General features: G+C 66.5%; 24 protein-coding genes. 8 read left to right on the plus strand and 16 right to left on the minus strand.

Translation table 11 applies throughout. The features are described 5' to 3' along the window. Positions 1-237 precede the first annotated feature (237 nt). On the plus strand, positions 238-1260 hold the full coding sequence (locus ACRYLO_RS00170) for a M48 family metallopeptidase (RefSeq protein WP_482658334.1): 1023 nt from the start codon (positions 238-240) through the stop codon (positions 1258-1260). Here ACRYLO_RS00170 and ACRYLO_RS00175 read toward each other — a convergent pair. The 3 genes from ACRYLO_RS00175 to ACRYLO_RS00185 form a co-directional block, all read right to left on the minus strand. Beyond that, entirely contained in the window at positions 1250-2137 is an 888-nt protein-coding gene (locus tag ACRYLO_RS00175) for an alpha/beta fold hydrolase (RefSeq protein WP_482658335.1), read from the minus strand. The genes ACRYLO_RS00170 and ACRYLO_RS00175 overlap by 11 nt on opposite strands. Positions 2138-2199: 62 nt before the next feature. Beyond that, positions 2200-3099: a pirin family protein gene (locus ACRYLO_RS00180; protein WP_482658336.1), complete on the minus strand. Its 900-nt coding sequence runs from the start codon at positions 3097-3099 to the stop codon at positions 2200-2202. Beyond that, positions 3096-3386 carry a BolA family protein gene (locus ACRYLO_RS00185; protein ID WP_482658337.1) on the minus strand — a complete coding sequence of 97 codons (291 nt, stop codon included), beginning with the start codon at positions 3384-3386 and terminating at the stop codon, positions 3096-3098. The genes ACRYLO_RS00180 and ACRYLO_RS00185 overlap by 4 nt, the downstream gene beginning before the upstream one ends. Before the next feature lie 36 nt (positions 3387-3422). Between ACRYLO_RS00185 and ACRYLO_RS00190 the strand changes: the two genes are divergently transcribed. Beyond that, entirely contained in the window at positions 3423-4028 is a 606-nt protein-coding gene (locus ACRYLO_RS00190; protein WP_482658338.1) for a J domain-containing protein, read from the plus strand. Positions 4029-4032: 4 nt separating this feature from the next. On the opposite strand, the gene ACRYLO_RS00195 is transcribed toward ACRYLO_RS00190, so the two are convergent. The 9 genes from ACRYLO_RS00195 to ACRYLO_RS00235 form a co-directional block, all read right to left on the minus strand. Beyond that, complete coding sequence (locus ACRYLO_RS00195; RefSeq protein WP_482658339.1) at positions 4033-4854, minus strand: TIGR04222 domain-containing membrane protein; 822 nt, start codon at positions 4852-4854, stop codon at positions 4033-4035. A gap of 129 nt (positions 4855-4983) precedes the next feature. Beyond that, complete coding sequence (locus ACRYLO_RS00200) at positions 4984-5565, minus strand: glycine-rich domain-containing protein (protein ID WP_482658340.1); 582 nt, start codon at positions 5563-5565, stop codon at positions 4984-4986. 40 nt (positions 5566-5605) lie between these two features. After that, positions 5606-6274: a dihydrofolate reductase family protein gene (locus tag ACRYLO_RS00205; protein WP_482658341.1), complete on the minus strand. Its 669-nt coding sequence runs from the start codon at positions 6272-6274 to the stop codon at positions 5606-5608. A 12-nt stretch (positions 6275-6286) separates the two neighbouring features. Further along, the gene (locus tag ACRYLO_RS00210; RefSeq protein ID WP_482658342.1) at positions 6287-6946 is read right to left on the minus strand and encodes a glutathione S-transferase family protein; all 660 of its coding nucleotides are present in this window, start codon (positions 6944-6946) and stop codon (positions 6287-6289) included. Next, a complete protein-coding gene (locus tag ACRYLO_RS00215) occupies positions 6943-7734 on the minus strand; it encodes a VOC family protein (RefSeq protein ID WP_482658343.1) in 792 nt (263 codons plus the stop codon). Before ACRYLO_RS00215 ends, ACRYLO_RS00210 begins: the two co-directional genes overlap by 4 nt. A 165-nt stretch (positions 7735-7899) precedes the next feature. Beyond that, positions 7900-8625, minus strand: a complete 726-nt coding sequence (locus ACRYLO_RS00220; protein ID WP_482658344.1) for a DUF1428 domain-containing protein — start codon at positions 8623-8625, stop codon at positions 7900-7902. Continuing rightward, a complete protein-coding gene (locus ACRYLO_RS00225) occupies positions 8622-9344 on the minus strand; it encodes a glutathione S-transferase family protein (protein WP_482658345.1) in 723 nt (240 codons plus the stop codon). The genes ACRYLO_RS00220 and ACRYLO_RS00225 overlap by 4 nt, the downstream gene beginning before the upstream one ends. 12 nt (positions 9345-9356) lie before the next feature. Then, positions 9357-9845, minus strand: coding sequence for a VOC family protein (locus ACRYLO_RS00230; RefSeq protein WP_482658346.1), 489 nt, complete (start codon positions 9843-9845; stop codon positions 9357-9359). 22 nt (positions 9846-9867) lie between these two features. Further along, on the minus strand, positions 9868-10311 hold the full coding sequence (locus ACRYLO_RS00235; RefSeq protein ID WP_482658347.1) for a VOC family protein: 444 nt from the start codon (positions 10309-10311) through the stop codon (positions 9868-9870). A 124-nt stretch (positions 10312-10435) separates the two neighbouring features. Here ACRYLO_RS00235 and ACRYLO_RS00240 point away from each other — a divergent pair, with 124 nt between their 5' ends. The 6 genes from ACRYLO_RS00240 to ACRYLO_RS00265 all read left to right on the plus strand — a co-directional run bounded on the left by ACRYLO_RS00240 (position 10436) and on the right by ACRYLO_RS00265 (position 17619). Next, on the plus strand, positions 10436-11113 hold the full coding sequence (locus tag ACRYLO_RS00240) for a winged helix-turn-helix transcriptional regulator (protein WP_482658348.1): 678 nt from the start codon (positions 10436-10438) through the stop codon (positions 11111-11113). 68 nt (positions 11114-11181) lie between these two features. Continuing rightward, on the plus strand, positions 11182-12186 hold the full coding sequence (cobS, locus tag ACRYLO_RS00245; RefSeq protein ID WP_482658349.1) for a cobaltochelatase subunit CobS: 1005 nt from the start codon (positions 11182-11184) through the stop codon (positions 12184-12186). A gap of 21 nt (positions 12187-12207) precedes the next feature. After that, positions 12208-14040, plus strand: a complete 1833-nt coding sequence (gene cobT / locus ACRYLO_RS00250; RefSeq protein WP_482658350.1) for a cobaltochelatase subunit CobT — start codon at positions 12208-12210, stop codon at positions 14038-14040. Then, complete coding sequence (locus tag ACRYLO_RS00255; RefSeq protein ID WP_482658351.1) at positions 14033-14320, plus strand: ribbon-helix-helix domain-containing protein; 288 nt, start codon at positions 14033-14035, stop codon at positions 14318-14320. The genes cobT and ACRYLO_RS00255 overlap by 8 nt, the downstream gene beginning before the upstream one ends. A gap of 77 nt (positions 14321-14397) precedes the next feature. Further along, the gene (locus ACRYLO_RS00260) at positions 14398-16722 is read left to right on the plus strand and encodes a TonB-dependent receptor (protein WP_482658352.1); all 2325 of its coding nucleotides are present in this window, start codon (positions 14398-14400) and stop codon (positions 16720-16722) included. Between the two features lie 213 nt (positions 16723-16935). Next, positions 16936-17619 (plus strand): Fe2+-dependent dioxygenase, encoded by a 684-nt coding sequence (locus ACRYLO_RS00265; RefSeq protein ID WP_482658353.1) that lies wholly within the window; start codon positions 16936-16938, stop codon positions 17617-17619. Between the two features lie 95 nt (positions 17620-17714). On the opposite strand, the gene ACRYLO_RS00270 is transcribed toward ACRYLO_RS00265, so the two are convergent. From ACRYLO_RS00270 to ACRYLO_RS00285, 4 genes are all read right to left on the minus strand, one after another. Beyond that, complete coding sequence (locus ACRYLO_RS00270; protein WP_482661644.1) at positions 17715-18590, minus strand: FAD:protein FMN transferase; 876 nt, start codon at positions 18588-18590, stop codon at positions 17715-17717. A 98-nt stretch (positions 18591-18688) separates the two neighbouring features. After that, positions 18689-19522: a DUF4198 domain-containing protein gene (locus ACRYLO_RS00275; protein ID WP_482658354.1), complete on the minus strand. Its 834-nt coding sequence runs from the start codon at positions 19520-19522 to the stop codon at positions 18689-18691. A 157-nt stretch (positions 19523-19679) separates the two neighbouring features. Continuing rightward, positions 19680-20183 carry a DUF2271 domain-containing protein gene (locus ACRYLO_RS00280; RefSeq protein ID WP_482658355.1) on the minus strand — a complete coding sequence of 168 codons (504 nt, stop codon included), beginning with the start codon at positions 20181-20183 and terminating at the stop codon, positions 19680-19682. A 15-nt stretch (positions 20184-20198) separates the two neighbouring features. After that, positions 20199-20846 (minus strand): PepSY-associated TM helix domain-containing protein, encoded by a 648-nt coding sequence (locus ACRYLO_RS00285; RefSeq protein WP_482658356.1) that lies wholly within the window; start codon positions 20844-20846, stop codon positions 20199-20201. Positions 20847-21116: the final 270 nt, after the last annotated feature.

Genomic DNA, 21116 nt, shown 5'->3' on the forward strand with positions numbered 1-21116 from the left:
ACAGCCAAGACGGCCTTTGCACGGGAAGGGTTAAGTTTTTGTGGCACTGACGTCAACTCTGTTGGGGGGTCGAATTCTGATATTCCCGAGCAATTGTGGCGATGGAGCAACGGTTTTCGCCGCACTGCCGCATGTATCACGGTCCCTTTTTGCGACGTGGAGTGACGCACCGACAGCGAAGCGAATCTCCTGCGGCAAGGGTTTTGACCCGATTCGGGATCGGGCATAAGCGGGGTCATGCGTTGCGGATCCCGCCTGTTCCACTTGTTGATGACCATGCTGCTGGTCGCGTTCGTCCCGTCCGCCGGGGCACAGGTGACCGCCGACCCCGCCTTGTTCGAGGGGTTTCGCGCGGGATTCATGCGGGTCGCCACAACGGGTTTCCGCCTGAGCACTGCCAATGCCCCACTCTGCGACCGGCATGAGCCAGGCCATGGCGTGCAAATTCACACGCTGGACCAATATCCTGCAGCGGCGCGCGCCGCTGTCGTCCGCCATTTCCGGTTTGCGGGACCGGTCGCTGTTGCCGCGATCGTTCCGGGAAGTCCCGCCGATCAGGCAGGATTGAGTGCCGATGACAGCATCATCGCATTCGGCGGTGTCCGATTCGCACCGCAGGGCGACGGCCCGCCATCCACCGACCGGCTCGTCGCCTTCTGGGCCAGCGTCGCCGCACTGCCTCCGACCGCGCCGATTCGCGTCGAGCTGTTGCGCGATGGCACCCCGCTGACGCTGACGATCCAGCCGGTTGCCGCCTGCCGCACGCGCTATGAGCTGGCAGTCACATCAGCCCTTGAGGCCAGCGCCAATGGCGAGATGGTGCGGATCAGCTCGGGCTATTACGACGCGTTCGACGCCGAGCTGGTCGCGGTCGCGATCGCGCATGAGCTGGCCCATAATATCCTGCGACATCGCGAGCGGCTAAAGGCGGTGGGGGCGGAGTTCGGGCTGCTGTCCGGCTTTGGCCGCAACATGGGCTTTTTCCGGCAGGTGGAGCTGCAGGCCGATACGCTCGCGGTGCATCTGCTGGCGCGCGCGGGCTATCCCGCCGACCTCGCCAGTCGCTTCCGTCAGCATCCGGTGGCAAAGGCGCGCTCCGGCATGTTCCAGTCGCCATCGCACCCGCACTGGCGCGACCGGCTGCGCGTGGCGCTGGCGCAGGAAGCGCGCATCGCGGTGGACGGGCCAGGCGCGCCGTTCGTGGCAGAGCGGGACACGCCGCTCACCGGCGACTGGCGACCGCTGGTGCCTAAGCCCTGAGCCACTCCCGAATCGCGTCGGTCACCGGCTGGGGCTTCTCCCACGGTACGAAATGCCCCGCATCGACCTGTACGATCGACAGATCGGGGATCAGCGCGCCGAGCCCCTCTAGCTGGACCGGCAGCAGCGCGGTGTCGCGCGTGCCCCAGATCACCAGCACCGGCATGCGCAGCGGCGGGAAGGGGGCGTCGAGGAACGCGGGCCGCTCTGGCGTCTCGTCCATCGCGGGCACCACGATCGCGCTGGCCCGATACCAGTTGAGCATCGCCGTCATCGCGCCGGGCTGGCTCCACTCGTCGATATATGCGGCGCGTTCGGGCGCGACCAATGCGGGGTCGGTGTGCTTGGCGAAGGTCGTGTCGAAAAAGCGATCGACGCCCATCGCCGCAATCTGTGCGTCGAGCGCGGGGTTGCGGAAAGCGCGGATATACTGGCTCGCCGCGCGCTGATCCATGTCGTCATAGAGCGACTTCTGAAAGACGAAGGGGTGCGGCGCGTTGACGATGATCAGCCGCTCGACCCGGTCGGGATGCTGCAGCGCCGCCATCCACGCGATCGCCCCGCCCCAGTCATGGCCGACCAGCACGAAGCGGTCCTTGTCGAAATGGCTGGCGAGTGCGAGCAGGTCGGCGACCGGCTTGTCGGGCGTGTAATTCTCGACCCCCTCCGGCTTGGACGAGCGGGCGAAACCGCGTTGATCCGGGGCGATGACGAAATGGGTCTGCGCCAGCTCCGGGATCTGGTGCCGCCAGGTGCGGTGCGATTCGGGGAAGCCGTGGAGCAGGATGATCGCAGGCGCGGCGGGGTCGCCGGCAATGGCGACATCGAGTTCCACGCCCGTGGGCAGGGCGATTCGGTTGAGTTCAAATCCGGCCATGGCCCTCTCCATTCGATTTTTTCGAAGCAAGGGTATGGGCGCATGGCCGGGCTGGCAAGGCCTCAGGGGTAGCTCACCGTCTTGGGCACCTCCGGGATCGGGATGAATTCCTTGTCATCGCCCGGCACCTTGGGGAACAGCCCGGCCTTCCAGTCTTCCTTGGCCTGATTGATCCGGTCGCGGTCGGACGAGACGAAATTCCACCACACATGGCGCGGCGTGCTGAACGCATCGCCGCCGCACAACATCACCCGGCCGCCCTCGATCGAACTCAGCCGTGCCGAGATGCCCGGGCGCAGCACGTACAGCGTCTGTGGCTCCAGCTCGACACCATCCAGCCGCGCCTGCCCCATCGCCAGATATACCGCGCGCTCCTCGGCCTCGGCATAGACCGGGATACATGCGCCCTGGTCCAGCACGATGTCGGCATAGATCGTCCCGGCATAGGTCGTGGTCGGCGCGGTCGCGCCCCAGAGCGACCCCATGATGATCCGCGCCTTCACGCCACCGTCCTCGATCACCGGCAGGTCGGCCTTGGCGACATGTTCGAACGCCGGATCCATCTCCTCGAACCGCTCGGGCAGTGCGAGCCAGGTCTGAATGCCCGACAGCTCCGGCCCGGCGGCACGCTCGGTCGCGGGGGAGCGCTCCGAATGGACGATACCATTGCCCGCCGTCATCAAATTGACCGCGCCTGGCTCGATCGTCGCAAAGGTGCCCAGGCTGTCGCGATGGTCGATCGCGCCGGCGAACAGATAGGTGACGGTGGCAAGGTTGATATGCGGATGCGGCCGCACATCGATGCCCGTCCCGACCTCCAGATGCGCCGGGCCCATCTGGTCGAAGAAGATGAACGGCCCGACCATGGTGCGCGGGCGCGAGGGCAGGGTGCGGTGGACCTTGAACCCGCCCAGATCGTGCGTGGTCGGGTGGATGGTGTGGATGAACAGGTCGTCGGTCATGCGGGCTCCCCCGGGGCGGTGGCGCGGATCGCCATGGCGTGGACGCGGTCGGTCATCAGGTCGCCGAGCGCGCGGTTGACCAGCCGCTGGCGGTCGAGCCGCGACTTGCCGGCGAACGCCGCGCTTTCGATCACCACGGTGAAGTGCGATTCGCCGCTGCCATCGTCGCCCATATGGCCGCGATGCTTCGCGCTGTCGTTGATCACGTCCAGCCGCGACGGAGCGAGCGCGGCGGTGAGACGGGCGGTGATTTCGGCGGCAACAGGGCCGGTAGCAGTGTCGGTCATCGCGCCTATATAGGCGGTTTTTTCCCCGGAGTCAGAGTGTCCCGCGAAGCCCCCAAAGATCGCCCCAAGGCCCGTTTCCATGGCCGCGTCGAGGCGCCGGGGCGGCTATGCGCGGAGCCGGGCTGCGCCGAACCGGGTGAGTTCCGCGCGCCTGCCGGGCCGGCCGGGCGCAGCGGCGACGGGCCGGGTGCCTATCGCTGGCTGTGCCTCGACCATGTCCGCGCGTTTAATTCGCGTTACAATTTCTTCGCGGGGATGAGCCCGGAGGAAATCCATGCGGCACAGCGGCCCTATGCCGGATGGGAAGCCGAAACGCGCGCCTTCACCGCGACCGGCGGTGCCGACCGCCCGCCGCGCTGGGCCGACTTTGCCGATCCGCTCGACGCGATCGGTGCACGCTTCCGTGCCGCCCGCCCGCAGGAGCGCAAGGACGGCAAGCCGCTGTCGGGAAAGGACCGTGAGGCGCTGAAGGCGCTCGACCTCGACCTCGATGCCGACCGCACCGCGCTGCGCCGCCGCTATTCCGATCTGGTCCGCCAATATCACCCCGACCGCAACGGCGGCGACCGCAGCCATGAAGGCGCGCTGCAAAAGGTGATCGCGGCGTATCAGCAGCTAAAGAGCTCACCGGCGTTCGCTTGACGGCTCAGCTTCCGCAGCCGCCACAACCACCGCCGCCGCCATCACCTCCGCCATCGCTGCTGCCCGAATCGCCGCCGCTGCTGCCGCCATCGCCGCTTCCCGCGCGCAGCTTGTGGAAGGCGTCGAGTTCCGATCCCGCCAGCACCGCAGTGCCGAACAGCGCGACTGCAATCCCGGTTTCAGCGGTTTGCGGCGCGCGGCGGATGCGGTCGGCGTTCTTGCGCGCCGTGGCCAGCGCCTCGGTCCCGGCGCGGGTCAGGCGGGCAATGGTCCCAGCGCGGATCAGCGCCAGGATCGCCGTCACCACCAGCAGCGCGATCAGGAAGCCGACCGGGCGGTCGCGGTCGACCCCGATCGCCAGCTTGGTCGCGCCAAACATCAGCAGCATCGCATAGGGCAGCAGCGCCCAATAGCGCAGATTGGCGCGCTCGCCCCGGTCGAGCATCAGCCCGGCGCGTTCCAGGTCGCTCTGGATACGCGTCGCCTCCGGCCGCACCGCGCGCTCGATCCGCGCCCAATCGAGCGGAGCGCTGAGCGCGAGTATGCCGGTCTCTGCGGCGGTCGCTGCGTTGCGCGAGAGGATGTCGAGCCGTCCCTTGTCGCCGACGACCAGCGCCTTGGCCGCGAGCAGCCGCGCGGTCACGGTGTCGGCGAGTCGGGTGCTGCCGCCCGCGAGATAGGCAAGCTGTTCCGGGTCGGTGACGGGGCGCTGCCGCCCCTCGGGCCGCATCCGCGCGGGGATGATGATCCCCAGCAGGATCACAATCAGTAACAGCGTGATGTAGAGCAGGAGAAAGGGACCACCGGTCCAGTCGAACGGGCCCATATCAGGTCACTCCGTTTTGAAGGTTCGGCGTTGCCGAACCGGTTTCGGCACCGGCCCGCTCCCCCACCCGGCCACCCAACGCCAGTATCCCATGGGTGGCCGGGTGGGGGAGCGGGCCGGTGCGGCGGTTCAGCATCGCTGAACCCACAACAGGAGCGCGAGCGCAGTCATCGCGATCAGCAGCGACGCGTAGAGCGCCGCCTGCCAGCGCGGGACAATGACCGCCTCGCGCGGATGAACCCGCCGCGCGCGGGGATCGTCGTTCAGCCGTCGGGCGGCTGAAGGCCAGATGTCGGAAGGGGGCGCCTCGCCAAACGCGGCCTCGTACCGGGCGAGCGTTTCGGCATATTGGCGGTAATAGCGGCGATGCTCGTCCGCCCCGCCCGCCGTCGGGCCATGGTGGAGCGCGCGACCCAGCACATCGGGGCAGAAGTGTTCCCAATAATCGCGGGTATAGGTCAGGTGCAGGTGCCACGCCTGATCAACCGCGTCGGATGGGGTCGCGGGCGCGTCGCCGGTGACCGCGAGAAAGGCGAAGCGGCGATATTCCTCGATCACCCGCTCCGCCGTTGCGGCGCTCCATCCATTTTCGCGCGCCAGGCGTGCGGAAAAGGAGAGCGCCGCTTCGGGGGGACCGAATTGGTGACTGGTGATGCGTTGCCAGACCGGGTGGCCGGCGGTTTGGGCGGGGACAGGGTCCACTGCACGCATCTATTATCCTACTATCACAGTAGGAGAATATGTCAACCGGCTACCAGCCTTCTCCTGCCGTGATCCGCGCACGCCGCACAATCTCCGCATCGGCCGGCTCGGGGAACTGGAAATCAGCGATCTCGACCGCGCCCTTCACGTCATAAGTGGCCATCGCGATGCCGTTGCGGGTCAGGCGATGTTCGACCAGTTCGAGCGACCGGGGTGGGGTGCCGTCACCGAACATCCGCTTGCCTTTACCCAGCACGACCGGAGCGGTCATCGTCACGATGCGGTCGAGCAGGCCGCGTTCGAGCAGTTGCGGATAGAGCGTCGAGCTGCCCTGAATGACGAGGTTCGGCCCGTCGCTGTCCTTGAGCGTGGCGAGCGCGTCCATGTCCGCCAGCCGTTCGCTGCCCTCCCACGCGAGCGGCGCATCGCGGCTGGTCAGCACATATTTGCGGATGGTGCGGAACAGGTCGCCGATCTCGTCCCCCTCGGGCGCGAACGGCCAATGCGCGGCGAAAATCTCATAAGTGCGGCGGCCGAGCAGCAAGTCGAACGGCGGCTTGAACACCGAATCGACCTGATTGCCGATCCCCTCATCGAACAGGGCCGCAAGCCAGCCGCCCTGTTCGAATCCGCCGGTCCAATCCTCATCCGGGCCACCGGGAGCCTGCATCACCCCATCGAGGCTGAGGAAGGCGGCGCCGATGATTCGTCGTGGCATGTCTGTGGTCCTTTAGTCGCGGTCGGGCGCGCCGAGCGGGAAGAAATGGCGATAGGGCCGCGCGCCATCGACCGCGCGCGCAACCGATGGGTGGGCGAGCAGCCGGGCGCGGTAGGCGCGCAGGTTCGCATGCGCTTCCGGGATCGGGATGATCCAGTCTGCGTAGAACAGCGCAGGCGCAGCGGACAGGTCGGCAAGGGTGAAGCTGTCTGTCGCCACCCATGTGCGGCCCGCCAGATGCCTGTCGAACCAGGCATAGCTGGTGGCGAGCTGCGCCGCGACTTGCTCGTCCGCCATCGGGTCGCGCTTGTCGGCGGGCCGGATCGCGTTGAACACCAGCCGCGCGGCGGGGTCCATCACCTGCTGGTCGAACAATCGGTCGAGCATCCGCACCTGCAGCGCCGCGTCAGGATCGGCCGGGATCAGGCGGGGTGCTCCGGACAGGCGATCGACATGCTCGGCGATAATGCTCGATTCCCCGAGGATCAGATCGCCATCGACCAGCAGCGGAAAGCGCTTGAACGGCCACAGCTCGGCCCAGCGCGCGCTGTTTTCCGGTTCGTCGGGCGACACCATGCGCAGCGTAAAGGGCAGGTCGTGCTCGTAGAACGCGATCAGCGCCTTCCAGCAATAGGAGGAGAAGGGGTGGGCGTAGAGGTCGGGAATGCTCATTTCGGCGCCACCAGTCCGAACATTGCGCCCTGCGGATCGGTCGCATGGAACACCCGGTCGCCGCCTGGAACCTCCATCGGATCACTGTGCGGCGTGCCGCCCAGTTCCTTCACTTTGGCATGGGCCGCTTCGATGTCGGGGACGCGGAAATAATAGGTCCAGCCGACCGGGTCCTCGGCCTTTTCGCGCGGCATCATCGCGCCCCATACGACGTCCATCGCCTCGCCCGCGTCCTTGCAGCGCAGGAAGCTGTATTCGCCCCACGGCATCGGCATGCCGCCGGCGCGCTCCCAGCCGAACACGGTGCTGTAGAAGGCAAATCCGGCATCGGCGTCGCTGGTCTGCAGCTCGTTCCAGCTGACATGGCCCTCGCCAAACCGGGCAAAAGCGGTGCTGCTTTCCGGGCTGAAACCGCGCATGACGTAGAACACGACACCCTGCGGATCGGCGACCATCGCGAAGCGGCCGACGCCGGGAATGTCGGTCGGCGGCAGATGCACCGATCCGCCCGCCGCCTTTAGCCGTTCGACACTCGCGTCGACGTCATCGACTCCGACATAGCCAAGCCAGCCGGCCTTCGCGCCGCCCGCGATCATGTCCGGGCCGAGCGTCAGCATGCCGCCGACATCGCCATCGGATGCATGGAGGATGCGATACTCCGCGCCGCCCGGTGCATAGGAATCGGCATCGATCCGCCAGCCGACCACCGCCTCGTAAAAGGCGCGCGAGGCATGGGGGTCAGGGGTCATCAGTTCGTACCAGATCCAGCTGCCATGCGGGTTGGTCATATGCATGCTCCTTCGATCGCGTTCGAAAAAGGAAGCCGTCACCCCGGCCTTGTGCCGGGGTCCACTGAGCCCGACGCGCAGCGGTAAAGGCTCGAGCTTCGCGCTTGCCTCCCCGTGGACCCCGGCACGGGGGCCGGGGTGACGAAGGGAGGCAAGGTTGGCGTTTCAGCTTCGCGCCGTATCCAGGATCGGGGCGAAGCCGCCCCACATCATGCGCTGGCCGTCGAATGGCGGCTCGGGTTCGCGGTTGCTGTCGTCGGCCATGATCGCGGCCCAGGCGGCGTCGCGCGCCGCCTTGTCGGGCCATTCGATCCAGGCATAGACGACGCTTTCGTCGGCCAGTTTGTGCGTCGCGCGGTTATAATCGGTCACCGTGCCATCGGGGGTGTCGTCCGCCCAGGCCTCGACCACGCGCAGTGCGCCATGCGCCTGAAAGATCGGCGCCATCCGCGCCGCCAGTTCATGATAGGCATCCCGCTTGGCGGTCGGCACCGGGAGGACATAGCCGTCGATATAGCCCGGCGCGGTGGTGGCCGGCCCGGTATCGACGATCCCCTCGAACCCGGCAAAGATCATGCGGCTGCCATCGAACGGCATGTCCTTCATGCCTTCCAGCGCATTCGGGTCGTTCATCATCGTTTCATTGGCCGCATCGCGCGTCGCCTTGTCGGGATATTCGAGCCAGCTGAACAACACCGTCTCGTCGTCCTTCAGCCCGACCGACTGTTTGAGGTCGTTGACCTTGCCGTCGGGCACATCATCGCCCCACGCCTCGACGAACCGCGTCGCGCCCAGCCCCTTGAACAGGTCGATCGCGCTATGGGCGTGCTTGATATACTCCGCCTTGTTGGCGGTGGGGACGGGGGTCAGGAATCCTTCGACATAGGTCATTGGGCCGCTCCTTCGAGTTGCTTCTGCTGTTCGAGCCACGCCGCGATGTGCGGCGGCGGCGATCCGGTGAAGCCCGCCATCTGCGCATCGAGCGCGCGCTGGAAGGCGGGACGCGCGGTGCCGCGCGCGACATAGGCGATCAGATTGGGATAGGGGTCGAGCAGGTCGCTGCCCTCGTGCATTCGCAGGACCGCGACCATCAGCAGGTCGCCGGCGGTAAAGACGTCGCCGTCCAGCCACTCCCGGTCGCCCAGGCGTTTCGCCAGCTCGCCGAACCGCTCGTCGATCCGCGCCTTCACCGCCGGCATTCGCGGCTTCGACCATGGCTTGTCCGCTTCGAACAGCGTGGCGATGGCATAGTCGGTCAGCGGCGGTTCGACCGTGTTGAGCGCGGCATACATCCATTCGATCGCGCGCGCGCGGGCGGCGGGATCGACCGGAAACAGCCCGTCCCAGCGTTCGGCGATATGCTGTACGATCGCCCCGGATTCGAACAGGGTCAGCCCGTCATGTTCGAATGTCGGAACCTGACCGAACGGCTGAAGCGCGCGGTGCGGTTCGTGCTTCTGGTCGCCCTGCGGCAACAGGCGGACGGCGTAGGATTGCCCGACCTCCTCGAGTGCCCAGCGGACGCGCAGGTCGCGGACCTGACCCTGTGCAAAGGGCGGCACCCAGTCAAAGGCGGTGATGGTGATCGGTGCGGACGGATCGATCGGCATGCGATGCTCCCTTCAGGCTGGAACCGCGGCGGCGGCCGCTTCGATGGCGGCGATGTCGATCTTCTTCATCGGCATCATCGCCTGCATCGCGCGCTGTGCCGCGGCCTTGTCGGGATTGTCCCAGACGAGCTCCATCAACCGGTCGGGGGTAACCTGCCAGTTGACCCCCCATTTGTCCTTGCACCAGCCGCACTGGCTCTCCGCCCCGCCATCGGCGGTAAGTGCAGCCCACAGCCGGTCGGTCTCGGCCTGATCGGGCGTGTGGATGATGAAGCTCACCGCCTCGGTCTGCGGAAACATCGGGCCGCCGTTGAGCAGCAGATATTCGTGTCCGGCCAGCTCGATGACCGCGAGGATGACCTCGCCCGCCTTCTGGCTCGGCGTGTCGATCGGGGTGCGTTCGACCCGGACGATGCGGCTGTCGGGGATCAGCGACGTATAGAACGCCGCCTGTTCCTCGGCGGTATAGTTGCTCCAGATGCACGTGGTCATGCGGGTCATGACATCTCTCCTGGGGGGCGTTTCAGGCCGGTTCGTGCGCCGGACCTTCGGGGAAAGCGGCCATCGCGGCCTCCATGTCCATGAACATCGGTTCGAAGATATGTCCGTCCGGGTCTTCGAAGCTGCGACCGTACATAAAGCCCATATCCTGCAGCGGCCGGACATCGGCCTTGCCGCCCGCCGCGCCCGCCTTCTGCGTAATCGCATCGACATCCGCGCGGCTGTCGAACGACAGGCACAGCAGCACCTCGTTCACTTTCGTCGAATCGGCGATCGTCTTGTGCGGGATGAAGGTCGCGTAGAAATCCTGGCCCAGGATCATCAGCGTGATCGTGTCGGACCACGTCATCGCGCTCGCCACCTCGTTGCTGAAGCGCGCATCCTTGGTGAAGCCGATCGCCTCGTAAAAGGCGGTCGATGCCGCCACATCCTTCACCGGCAGGTTCACGAAGATCATCTTCGGCATCGCGCTTCTCCTGCGACGCGTCCGGGAAACTCTATGGTTCCGAATCGCTTGCTTGAGCGTGATGCCCCGATGAGTTATCAAAAGCAACTATGAAGTTAGAAAAAGTGACTAAGTGTGACGCGAGGTGGAGCCGTTGAAGCGCGAACGCCGCCGCTGGTATGACGACGCCTGCGGCACGGCCATGGCGCTGGAGCTGGTGGGGGAGCGCTGGTCATTGATGATCGTGCGCGAGCTGATGTTCGGCCCGCGCCGGTTTAGCGAGATCAAGGCGGCGCTGCCCGGCCTGTCGGCGAATGTGCTGACCCAGCGGCTGGAGGGGATGGAGGAATCGGGCATCCTCACCCGGCAAAAGCTGCCCCCGCCGGCGAATGCTCAGGTTTATGCGCTGACCCCCTGGGGCTATGAGGCGGAAAAGCCGATCCAGCTGCTCGGTGCCTGGGCGGTGCGGTCGCCCGAACATGATCCGACGCTGCATCTCTCGGCGGCGTCGGCGATGATGTCGCTGCGGACCATGCACAATCCGGGGCTGACCGGCGACCTCGATTTCGTCATCGGGTTCCGCATGAGCGACGACGCGTTTGTCGGCCGCTACAATCGCGACGGGATCGAGCTGAAGCGCGGCGACCCGAGCGGTGCGGACGTGATCTTCAACGGTCCCCCGACCGCGATTGCGGGCGCGGTCTATGGCGGCGCGCTGGCGGAGCTGGAGGCGGCGGGGGTGCTAAGGATCGACGGCGACCACGCGCTTGCCGAGGCGTTCGTGACCCGCTTCCCGCTGCCGCGAAAATGGTCTGAAGACTAGTTCGCTTGCGGAGCGGGGCGCGAGCCGATACCGCACCGCCAAACACCTGTCCCGAGTCCGGAACCCCGATGACCAGCATCCCCAATACCCAGCCCGACAGCCGCGAGACCACGATCCTGGAAGCGCCTGACAAGAGCGTCAGCGTCCGCGACCTGTTCGGCATCGACATCGACATGAACGTGCCGGCGTTCAGCGAGGCGGATGAGCGCGTCCCCGATCTCGACCCGGCCTATGTCTTCGACGCCGACACGACGCTCGCGATCCTCGCCGGCTTCGCCCACAACCGCCGCGTGATGATCCAGGGCTATCACGGCACCGGCAAGTCGTCGCACATCGAACAGGTTGCCGCGCGCCTCAACTGGCCGTGCATCCGCATCAACCTCGACGCGCATATCAGCCGCATCGATCTGATCGGCCGTGACGCGATCGTGCTCAAGGACGGGGTGCAGGTCACCGAATTCCGCGAAGGCCTGCTCCCCTGGGCGCTGCAGACCCCGACCGCGCTCGTGTTCGACGAATATGATGCCGGCCGCCCCGACGTGATGTTCGTGATTCAGCGCGTGCTGGAGACCGAGGGCAAGCTGACCCTGCTCGACCAGAACCGCGTGATCCGCCCCAACCCCTGGTTCCGCCTGTTCGCCACCGCCAACACCGTTGGCCTCGGCGATACCAGCGGTCTGTATCACGGGACGCAGCAGATCAACCAGGGCCAGATGGACCGCTGGAACATCGTCGTCACGCTCAACTACCTCCCCGCCGCAGTCGAGGCACAGATCGTGCTCGCCAAGAGCGGCGAATATGACAAGCCGGGCGGCAAGGAGATGGTCGAGAACATGGTCCGCGTCGCCGAGCTGACGCGTCGCGGCTTCATCAACGGCGATATCTCGACCGTGATGTCGCCCCGCACCGTCATCACCTGGGCGCAGAATACCGAGATCTTCAAGGATGTCGGCTTCGCCTTCCGCCTGAGCTTCCTCAACAAGTGCGACGAGGCGGAACGGTCGCTGGTCGCGGAATATTACCAGCGCGTGTTCGGCAAGGACCTGCCCGAGAGCGTGGTGGGGAAGGCGTGAGCCTTTCCCGGTGACCTGAGCATGGCCAGCGACTCCCCCCTCGACCAGTTCAAGTCCGTCCTTGCGGGGACCGCGCGGGCGCTTAGCCATGAGCCGGAGCTGGAACTCGCCTTCTCCGCCGATGCGCCGGCGCAGTCGGGGCGGCACATCAAGGTGCCGATGCCGGGCCGCAATCTGCCGCCCGATCAGGTGGCTGAGGCGCGCGGCTTTGCCGATGGCTATGCGCTGCGGCTGCGGCTGCACGATGCTGCCACGCATCTGAAGGCAGCGCCCAAGGAGTCGGTCGCGCGCGCGGTGTTCGATGCGGTGGAAACGGCGCGGGTCGAGGCGCTGGGATCGCGCGGCTATGCCGGGATCGCCGACAATCTCGACCGCGCGCTCGAGATGAAGATGCGGTCCGACCCCATCAGCCGGGCGCGGACGCGCGACGAGGTGCCGTTGTCGACTGCGGTGCAGCTATTGGTCCGCGAGCGCCTGACCGGGCGCGAATCGCCCGCCGCCGCCGCGCTGGGGCTGGCGCTGGTGCGCGACTGGGTCGAGGACAAGGGCGGGGCGGATCTCGACGCGCTGGCGCTGGCCATTGACGATCAGGCGGCGTTCGCACGGCTGGTCGGCAATCTGCTCGCCGATCTCGAGCTGACCGAGGGCGATCTGGTCCCCGAGGAATCGGAAGACGGCGGCGGCGAGGACGAAGGCACCGACGAGGCCGACGAGAGCGAGGCGGACGCTGGCGACGAGGCCGGCGACACCGGCGAGAGCGAGATCGACGCGCGCGGCGAACAGCGCGAGGGCGAGGGCGAGGACGGCCCGGAAACCGAGCAGGAACAAGGCGAGTTCGAGGAGGGTGAGGGCGAGCCCGGCGATCCGGGGGATGAAGGCATGATGCCCGTCCGCCCCAACCGTCCCTGGTCCGATCTGCCGCCGCAGTTCGAATATGGCGCCTACACCCATCAATATGACGAGGTCATCGCCGCCACCGACCTGTGCGACGATGAGGAACTGACCCGGCTGCGCGCCTATCTCGACACGCAGTTGTCGAACCTTCAGGGCGTGGTGACCAAACTCGCCAACCGGCTGCAGCGGCGGTTGATGGCGCAGCAGAACCGCAGCTGGGACTTCGATCAGGACGAAGGGCTGCTCGACGCCGCCCGGCTCGCCCGCGTGATCGTCAACCCGATGCAGTCGCTGTCGTACAAGGTCGAGAAGGATACCGAGTTCAAGGACACGGTCGTCACGCTGCTGATCGACAATTCGGGGTCGATGCGGGGCCGCCCGATCAGCATCGCCGCGATCAGCGCGGACATCCTCGCCCGCACGCTGGAGCGGGTCGGGGTCAAGACCGAGATTCTGGGCTTCACCACCCGCGCATGGAAGGGCGGGCAGAGCCGCGAGAAATGGCTGGCGGAAGGCCGCCCGGCACAGCCGGGGCGCCTCAACGACGTCCGCCACATCGTCTACAAACAGGCCGACGAACCGTGGCGCCGCGCCAAGAAGTCGCTCGGCCTGATGATGCGCGAAGGGCTGCTCAAGGAAAATATCGACGGCGAAGCGCTGCTATGGGCGCACAGCCGCCTGATCGCGCGGCCCGAGGATCGCAAGATCCTGATGGTGATCAGCGACGGCGCACCGGTCGACGATTCGACGTTGAGCGTGAACAGCGGTTCCTATCTGGAGCGGCACCTGCGCCAGGTGATCGGATGGATCGAAAGCCGCTCGCCGGTCGGGCTGGTCGCGATCGGCATCGGCCATGACGTGACCCGCTATTATGAGCGGGCGGTCACGATCATGGATGTCGACCAGCTGGCCGGCACGATGATCGAGCAGCTGGCGTCGCTGTTCGACCTCGATGCCTGACGCACCCGGCGGCATCGCGCCGCCGCCGGGCGGGTTCCACCCGCCGGTCAAGCGATCGATGACGATCGCCGCGCACCCGACCTCGATCAGTCTGGAGCCGATATTCTGGGAGGCGCTGGAAGCTGCTGCGGCAGCGCGCGGTCTGCCGCTCAGCGCGCTGGTCGCGCAGGTCGATTATGTACGCATTCAGGCTGACGATCCCCCCAACCTCGCCAGTGCGTTGCGCAGCTGGCTGCTTGCCGATGCGGAAGGTGCTGCGACAAGGTTGCGACAATATTGAAAACGATTCTCATTAGTGTTGACAGTGAGAACGACTCTCAATAGCGGGACCCCAACGACAATCGAAAGGGGTTTTCCATGTCTCGCACTACGTCGGACGGCCATCGCGCCGCGCCCGCATTCCTGGCGCTCGCCGCGATCGGCTTCGTCGCATCCGCGCCCGCTTATGCCGCCGATCCGGCGGACCCGGTCACCGAACAGGACCGCGCCGATGTCGTCGTCACCGGCAAGGAAGTGAAGTCGGAGCAGGAAAGCCCCAAGGCGACGCGCCCGGTGCGCGATACGCCGCAGACAGTGACGATCCTGACCGCCAAGACGATCGAGGAGCAGAATCTGCTCACCTTGCGCGACGTGCTGTCGACCGTCCCCGGCATCACCTTTGGCGCGGGCGAAGGCGGCGCCGGCTATGGCGATTCGATCACCCTGCGCGGCTATTCGGCGAACACCGACATCACCGTCGATGGCGTCCGCGACAGCGCGCAATATAGCCGCACCGACAATTTCGACCTGGAGCAGGTCGAGGTCGTGAACGGGGCCAATTCGGTCTATGGCGGCGCCGGTTCGGTCGGCGGATCGATCAACATCGTGACCAAGCGGCCGCTGGAGCGCACCCAGGTCGTCGTCAATGGCGGCGTCGGCACCGACGACTATTATCGCGGCACGCTCGACGCCAATGTCCGCGCGAGCGAGTTCGTCGCCGTCCGCCTCAACGCGATGGTGCACCAGAACGACATTCCCGGCCGCGACGTCGAAAATTACGAACGCTGGGGCGTCGCCCCCTCGGTCACGCTGGGCATTGGCGGGCCGACCAGCCTGACGCTGAAATATGTCCACCAGCAGGACACGAACATCCCGCAATATGGCGTCCCCTATTATGTCGGCTCGGGCGGGCTGATCCCCGAAGTCGATGCCAGCGACTATTTCGGCTATCGCAACATCGATATCCAGAAGACCAATGTCGATCAGGCGACCGCGATCTTCGAACATGAATTCAGCAAGTCGCTCAGCATCCGCAACCTGACGCGGTGGCAGGATGTGCGCCAGTTCATCCGCGTCGCGCCGCCCCAGGGCACCTTCTGCCTCTCGACCGGTCTGACCCCGCTCGGCGCGGCCTGCGCCAACCCCGGCTATTACGTCCCCGGCGGTCCGCGCGGCAATACGCGCGATTCGCGCAACCAGCTTGGCTATACCCAGACCGATCTGCGCGCCGAATTCGGCACCGGCGGCCTTTCGCACACGCTGGTGCTCGGCTTCTCGGCGGCGTGGGAGAAATATTTCCTGCGCACCGGCAACTCGCTGCGCAACGCCGATGGCAGCAACCCCAATGCCGCCGGCTGGCCGTTGATCAACATCGCCAACCCGAATGACGTCGTCGCGGGTCCGGCGGGCTTCACCTATGGCAGCAACGTCTATACCGGACCGGTCAACTTCATCCCGACCCAGCACCAGAATGGCGAGCTGGAGAATGTCGCGGTCTATCTGTTCGACACCATCGCCTTTTCCGATCAGCTGGAGCTGAACGGCGGCGTCCGGTACGAGCATAACAGCGGCTGGTATCGCGCGGACACGGTGGCATCCTCGGGCAGCAACCTGGGGCAGGTGACGCCGGGCGAGCGCTTCGACAATAGCGACAATCTGTTCAGCTACCGCGTCGGCCTCGTCTACAAGCCGGTGCCGGAAGTCAGCCTCTACGCCGCCTATGGCAACTCCAAGACGCCGTCCAAGACCTCGGTCAACGGCTCCTGCACCGCCGCGACCTGCAATGTGAAGCCCGAAAGCGCGCTCAACTACGAGATCGGCGCCAAGGCCGAACTCATGGGCGGCGACCTGTTGCTGACCTTCGCCGCGTTCCGCAACGAGCGTGACCAGTACAAGGTCGCATCGGTCGACCCGCAGATTCCCGAACAGCAGCTCGACGGCCGCTCGCGCGTCAACGGCATCGCGCTTGGCGTCACCGGGCAGATCAGCGACGCCTGGTCGATCACCGCCAACTACACCTATCTCGATAGCAAGATCCTGCAGAACGCGGCGGATGGCGCGGCGACCGACCCGGCGGTGGGAGCGGCGCTGCAGAACACCCCGACCCATTCGGGCAGCCTGTTCACCACCTACAAGCTGCCGTTCGGGCTGCGCATCGGCTATGGCGTGACCTATCAGGGCGATTTCGCGCTCAACGTGCCGACCGATACCGTGACACAGATCTTCCGCGTCGCCGACTATTGGGTCCACAACGCGTTCCTCGCCTATGACATCGGTGAGAACTTCACCGCGCAGCTCAACGTCAAGAATGTCACCGACGCGGACTATTTCACCCGCGTACGCGCCAATGCCGGCACTACCGTCGGCTGGGCGACCGCGGGCGAGAAGCGCGCGGCGGTGCTGACGCTCGGCTACCGCTTCTAAGGGCTAAAGGGGGAGGAGCGGGTGGGGCCATCCCTGTCCCCCGGCTTCCATCCGCTCCGACCCCCTTTCTTGTTTCAGCTTCGCTGAAGCCGCACCGGCCCACTCCCCCACCCGGCCACCCATCTAGGATACGCTGTTTGGGTGGCCGGGTGGGGGAGTGGGCCGGTGCGGCGACCGTTTCAGCTTTGCTGAAACCAAACTAAAGAAGCCAACATGCTGATCGCGATTCCCGACCTGCTCGACCGCCTTGGGGTGGCATCGCTCCGCCGGATCATCGACGACGGGCCGTGGCAGGACGGCAACGCGACGTCAGGCCACCAATCGGCGCTCGCCAAGAACAATGAACAGCTGCCCGAGGCGAGCGAAGCCGCGCATCAGGCCGGCCGGATGGTGCTCGACGCGCTCGGCAAGTCGCCCCTGTTCTTCGCCGCCGCGCTTCCGCTCAAGGTCTATCCGCCGCTGTTCAACCGCTATGGCGAGGGTCAGACGTTCGACATTCATGTCGACAACGCCATCCGCATTCAGCGCGGCACCGAATTCCGCATCCGCAGCGACCTGTCGATGACCGTGTTTCTCGAAGACCCGGCGGACTATGACGGCGGCGAGCTGGTGATCGAGGATCAGTTCGGGGTGCAGCGGGTCAAGCTGCCTGCCGGTAACGCCGTGCTCTATCCCTCGTCCAGCCTGCACAAGGTCGAACCGGTCACGCGCGGGCGCCGGGTCGCGTCGTTCTTCTGGATTCAGTCGATGGTCCGCGACGACGGCGCGCGCCGCATCCTGTTCGACCTCGACCAGAGCGTCCAGCGGCTGACCGGCCAGCTCGGCGGCACGGATCGCAGCGTGATCGAGCTGACCGGGGTGTATCACAATCTGTTGCGGCGTTGGGCGGACGCGTAGGTTTATCGTCTGCCCGGGCTTGACCCGGGCCAAGGCTTCTTCTTCTTGGCCAAGAAAGCCCGGGCCCGGGTCAAGCCCGGGCAGACGATGGGGGGTTAGTCGAGCATCGCCCGCAACCCACCCGACAGCCACTCCCCACCACCCCGCACCACCAGCTGCACCGCCAGCCCCTCGCGCTCGGCCAGCGCCATCGCCGCCTCGGGCTCCAGCACCGTCAGCGCGCTCGCCCAGGCGTCGGCGTGACAGCAATCGGCGTGGATCACGGTAACGCTCGCGGTGCCATGCGCGATCGGGCGACCGGTGCGCGGGTCGATGCTGTGGCTGCCGTCAGCCGAATTCCGGCGATAATCCCCCGACGTCGCCACCGCGATCCCGTGCAGCGCGATGCGCAGCGGGGCGAGCGCCGCGCCCGGCGGTGCCTCCACATCGACCCACCAGGGCTGGCCATCGGGCTGAATCCCCGCGCCGATCAGCTCGCCGCCAATCTCGACCAGAAAGTCGGCGCAGCCCATCGCGCGCAGCCGCGCCGCGACCGCATCGACGGCATAGCCCTTGGCGATCCCCGACAGGTCCAGCCGTGCCGGTCGGGTGCGGCGCAGGCGAAGCAACGGGGCATCGAGTTCGATTGCGCCCGGCCCGATCGCGGCGCGCGCAACGTTGATCGCGGCGGCCTCAGGCGCGCCGCCACGCGGCCCCGGCGGGCCAAAGCCCCACAGGTCGACCAGCGCCCCCATCGCCGGATCGAACGCCCCTTCCGACCGCGCCGCGATGTCGAGCGCGACGCCAATGACGTGCGCGAACTCGGGCGCAATGCCGTGCCACCCGCCCGGTGCGGCGGCGTTGATCCGGCTGAGCTGCGAGGCTGGTTCCCAATGGCTCATCTGCGCAATGATGTGCGCCAGCACGCCCGCAATCGCGGCCGCCACGCCGGGTGGCGGCGCGACGATCTGCGCCGACCAGCGCGTGCCCATCGTCTCCCCGCCGAACCGCTCGACCCGCGCATGCGCCCGCCGCCGGTGAAAGGCAGCGGGCGACAGCGTCGCGGGAATGGCGATGCGGGGTTCGGGCGTCAGGGTGCCATCACCTCGACCGTCGTGACATAGCTCGCCCGGCGCGCGCCCGGCGCAGGCGGCGCGCCCTCTTCGCCGCCCGCGCGCGGGGTGGTGACGTTGATCCAGGTCATGCCCGGCTCGGTCCATTTGATCGTGACCTTGCCGTCCGCGCCGGTCTTCAGATCCTGCTGATGCAGCTGGTCGCGATAGCGGATGCCGCCGGGGATCACCGTCACCGCCAGCCCCGCGGCGGGCTTGCCGTCGAGCAGGAACTGGAAGGTCGCGTCCTCGCCCATCACCAGGTCGTTGGGATGGGTCACCGGCACCAGTTCGATGCCCTTGCCGACCGGCTTGAACACGGTGGTGGTCGGCTCCCCCGCAGTCACGAAAATCTCGTTGCGGTTGCTGTTGACCGACGTGCGCACGTCGGTCGCGCCCGCCGGGATCACGCTGGCCAGCTTGTCGGCAGTGGTGCCGCGCGGGATGCGTACCTCTTCGCCATTCAGTTTGTACGATCCCATCACGCCTTCGCTGGCGTAGTAGATCTTGTACGTGCCGCGCTGCTGGATCTGTACGTCGAGCGTGGTGCGATAGCGCCCGGTCGCCTTGTTCTTGACCTCACCCGGCGTGCCGTCGGGCAGCATCACCGCAATGTCGGCGCGCAGCGGCTGATGCTCGAAATAGAACAGGTCGTTCGACACGGCGGCGTCGATCGTCACCCACACGTCTGCACCCTCGCCCGAAACGACAGTCATCGACGGGAGCATCCACTGGCGGTGCGCCTGGACACTGGCGGGAAGGGCGACCGCAGCAATGGCGGTGGCGATCAGGACATTACGGAACTTTGTCATTGGTTTGGGTTCCCTGTTTGAATAGGCAATTCCGTCATTCCCGCGAAGGCGGGAATCCATTCAGGCTGGCTTATCGAAAGACCCGCGCCGGCACCGGCAATGGATCCCCGCCTGCGCGGGGATGACGTGGAAGGGTGGCGCGTGCCGACTGCACCGCTCAGCGCCGCACGGTGAGAGTCACTGCGCCCAGCTCGGTCTTGCCGGCGGCGCGCGCGGTGCCGCCCTTGGGCAGCGAGAAGGGGATGCGGACCAGCTCGCGCCCGCCCACCTCACGCGCGGCCTCGACCACCAGCGTGTAATTGCCGGCACCCAGCTGCGGCTTGAAGCTGACCTTGTGCGTCCCCGGAGCCTTGGTCGCGCCGGTCACGCCGGCGGCGGGAAAGCGCATCGTGCGGCCGGATGCGCGCCACCATTGGCGCACGTCACGCAGCCACTTTGTGCCTTCATTGTTCTTCAGGTCGACATCATACCAGACGGAGAGGGTCTGGGCCGGGCCGCCCTCTTTCTCGATCCAGATCGCGACATAGGGCCGGTGATATTCGGCCACCGTCAGGCGCGGGATGGTGACCGAGACGTCGATCGTCTGCGCGGCGGCCATCCCCGGCGCGAACAGGCCCGCGCCAAGCGCAGTGGCGGTCAATCCGGTTACGCGAAACTGCATGGAAGGTGGCTCCCTTTAGATATGGATGAAGAAGATCGCGAGGATCGCGGGGATGACGAGGCCCGCGCCGACCAGCGGCCAGGTGCTCGGGCGGTTCTTGGAATGCATCTGCAACAGCACGAGGCCAGTCAGCGAAAAGACGATGCAGGCGAGCACGAAGATGTCGATGAACCACTTCCACACCGTGCCGCTGTTGCGGCCCTTGTGCAGGTCGTTGAGCCAGGCGATCCAGCCCCGATCGGTACTCTCGGTGGTCACCGCCCCGCTCGCGCGGTCGATCGCGACCCAGCCATCGCCGCCGGGGCGGGGGAGGGCGAGGTAGATTTCATCCGCCGACCATTCGGCATCGCCGCGCGCATGCTTGACGCCCAGATTGCCCTCGACCCACTCGGCGACCGGGGCGGGCAGCGGCTTCTTGGCATCCGCCGCGTCATCGGGCTTGATCGCGGGCAGCAGCGGCGCGGGCAGTTGCGCCGCCCGCTCCACCGTCTGCGGCGATCCCTCGATCTCGGCGGCATGGTTGAGCGTGAACCCGGTGATCGCGAACAGCAGCAACCCGACCAGACTGATCGCCGAGCTGATCCAGTGCCAGGTGTGCAGCTGCTTCAGCCAGAAAGCCTTGCGGCTGCGCTTGGCACGCGCGGTCGTGGTGGTTCCGTGCATCGGGGTGAAAAGAGCCTAATTGCGATTCGTTCGCAGCATTAGCGCGAGTGATTCGCAATTACAATGCGTGGTTGGGGAGGATTCGCGGCCGATTCGATTGAAATTCCTCCCCCGGAGGGGGAGGGGGACCGGCGAAGCCGGTGGAGGGGTAGCTCAACTCTGGGCGACGTCGCTTGACGAAGCTACCCCTCCGTCACCGCTGCGCGGTGCCACCTCCCCCTCCGGGGGAGGAATGAATCATTTTCCGCTTCAAAAGCACGCGCGCCTGTC

The sequence above is a fragment of the Sphingomonas sp. SDUR79 genome (assembly GCF_056821745.1).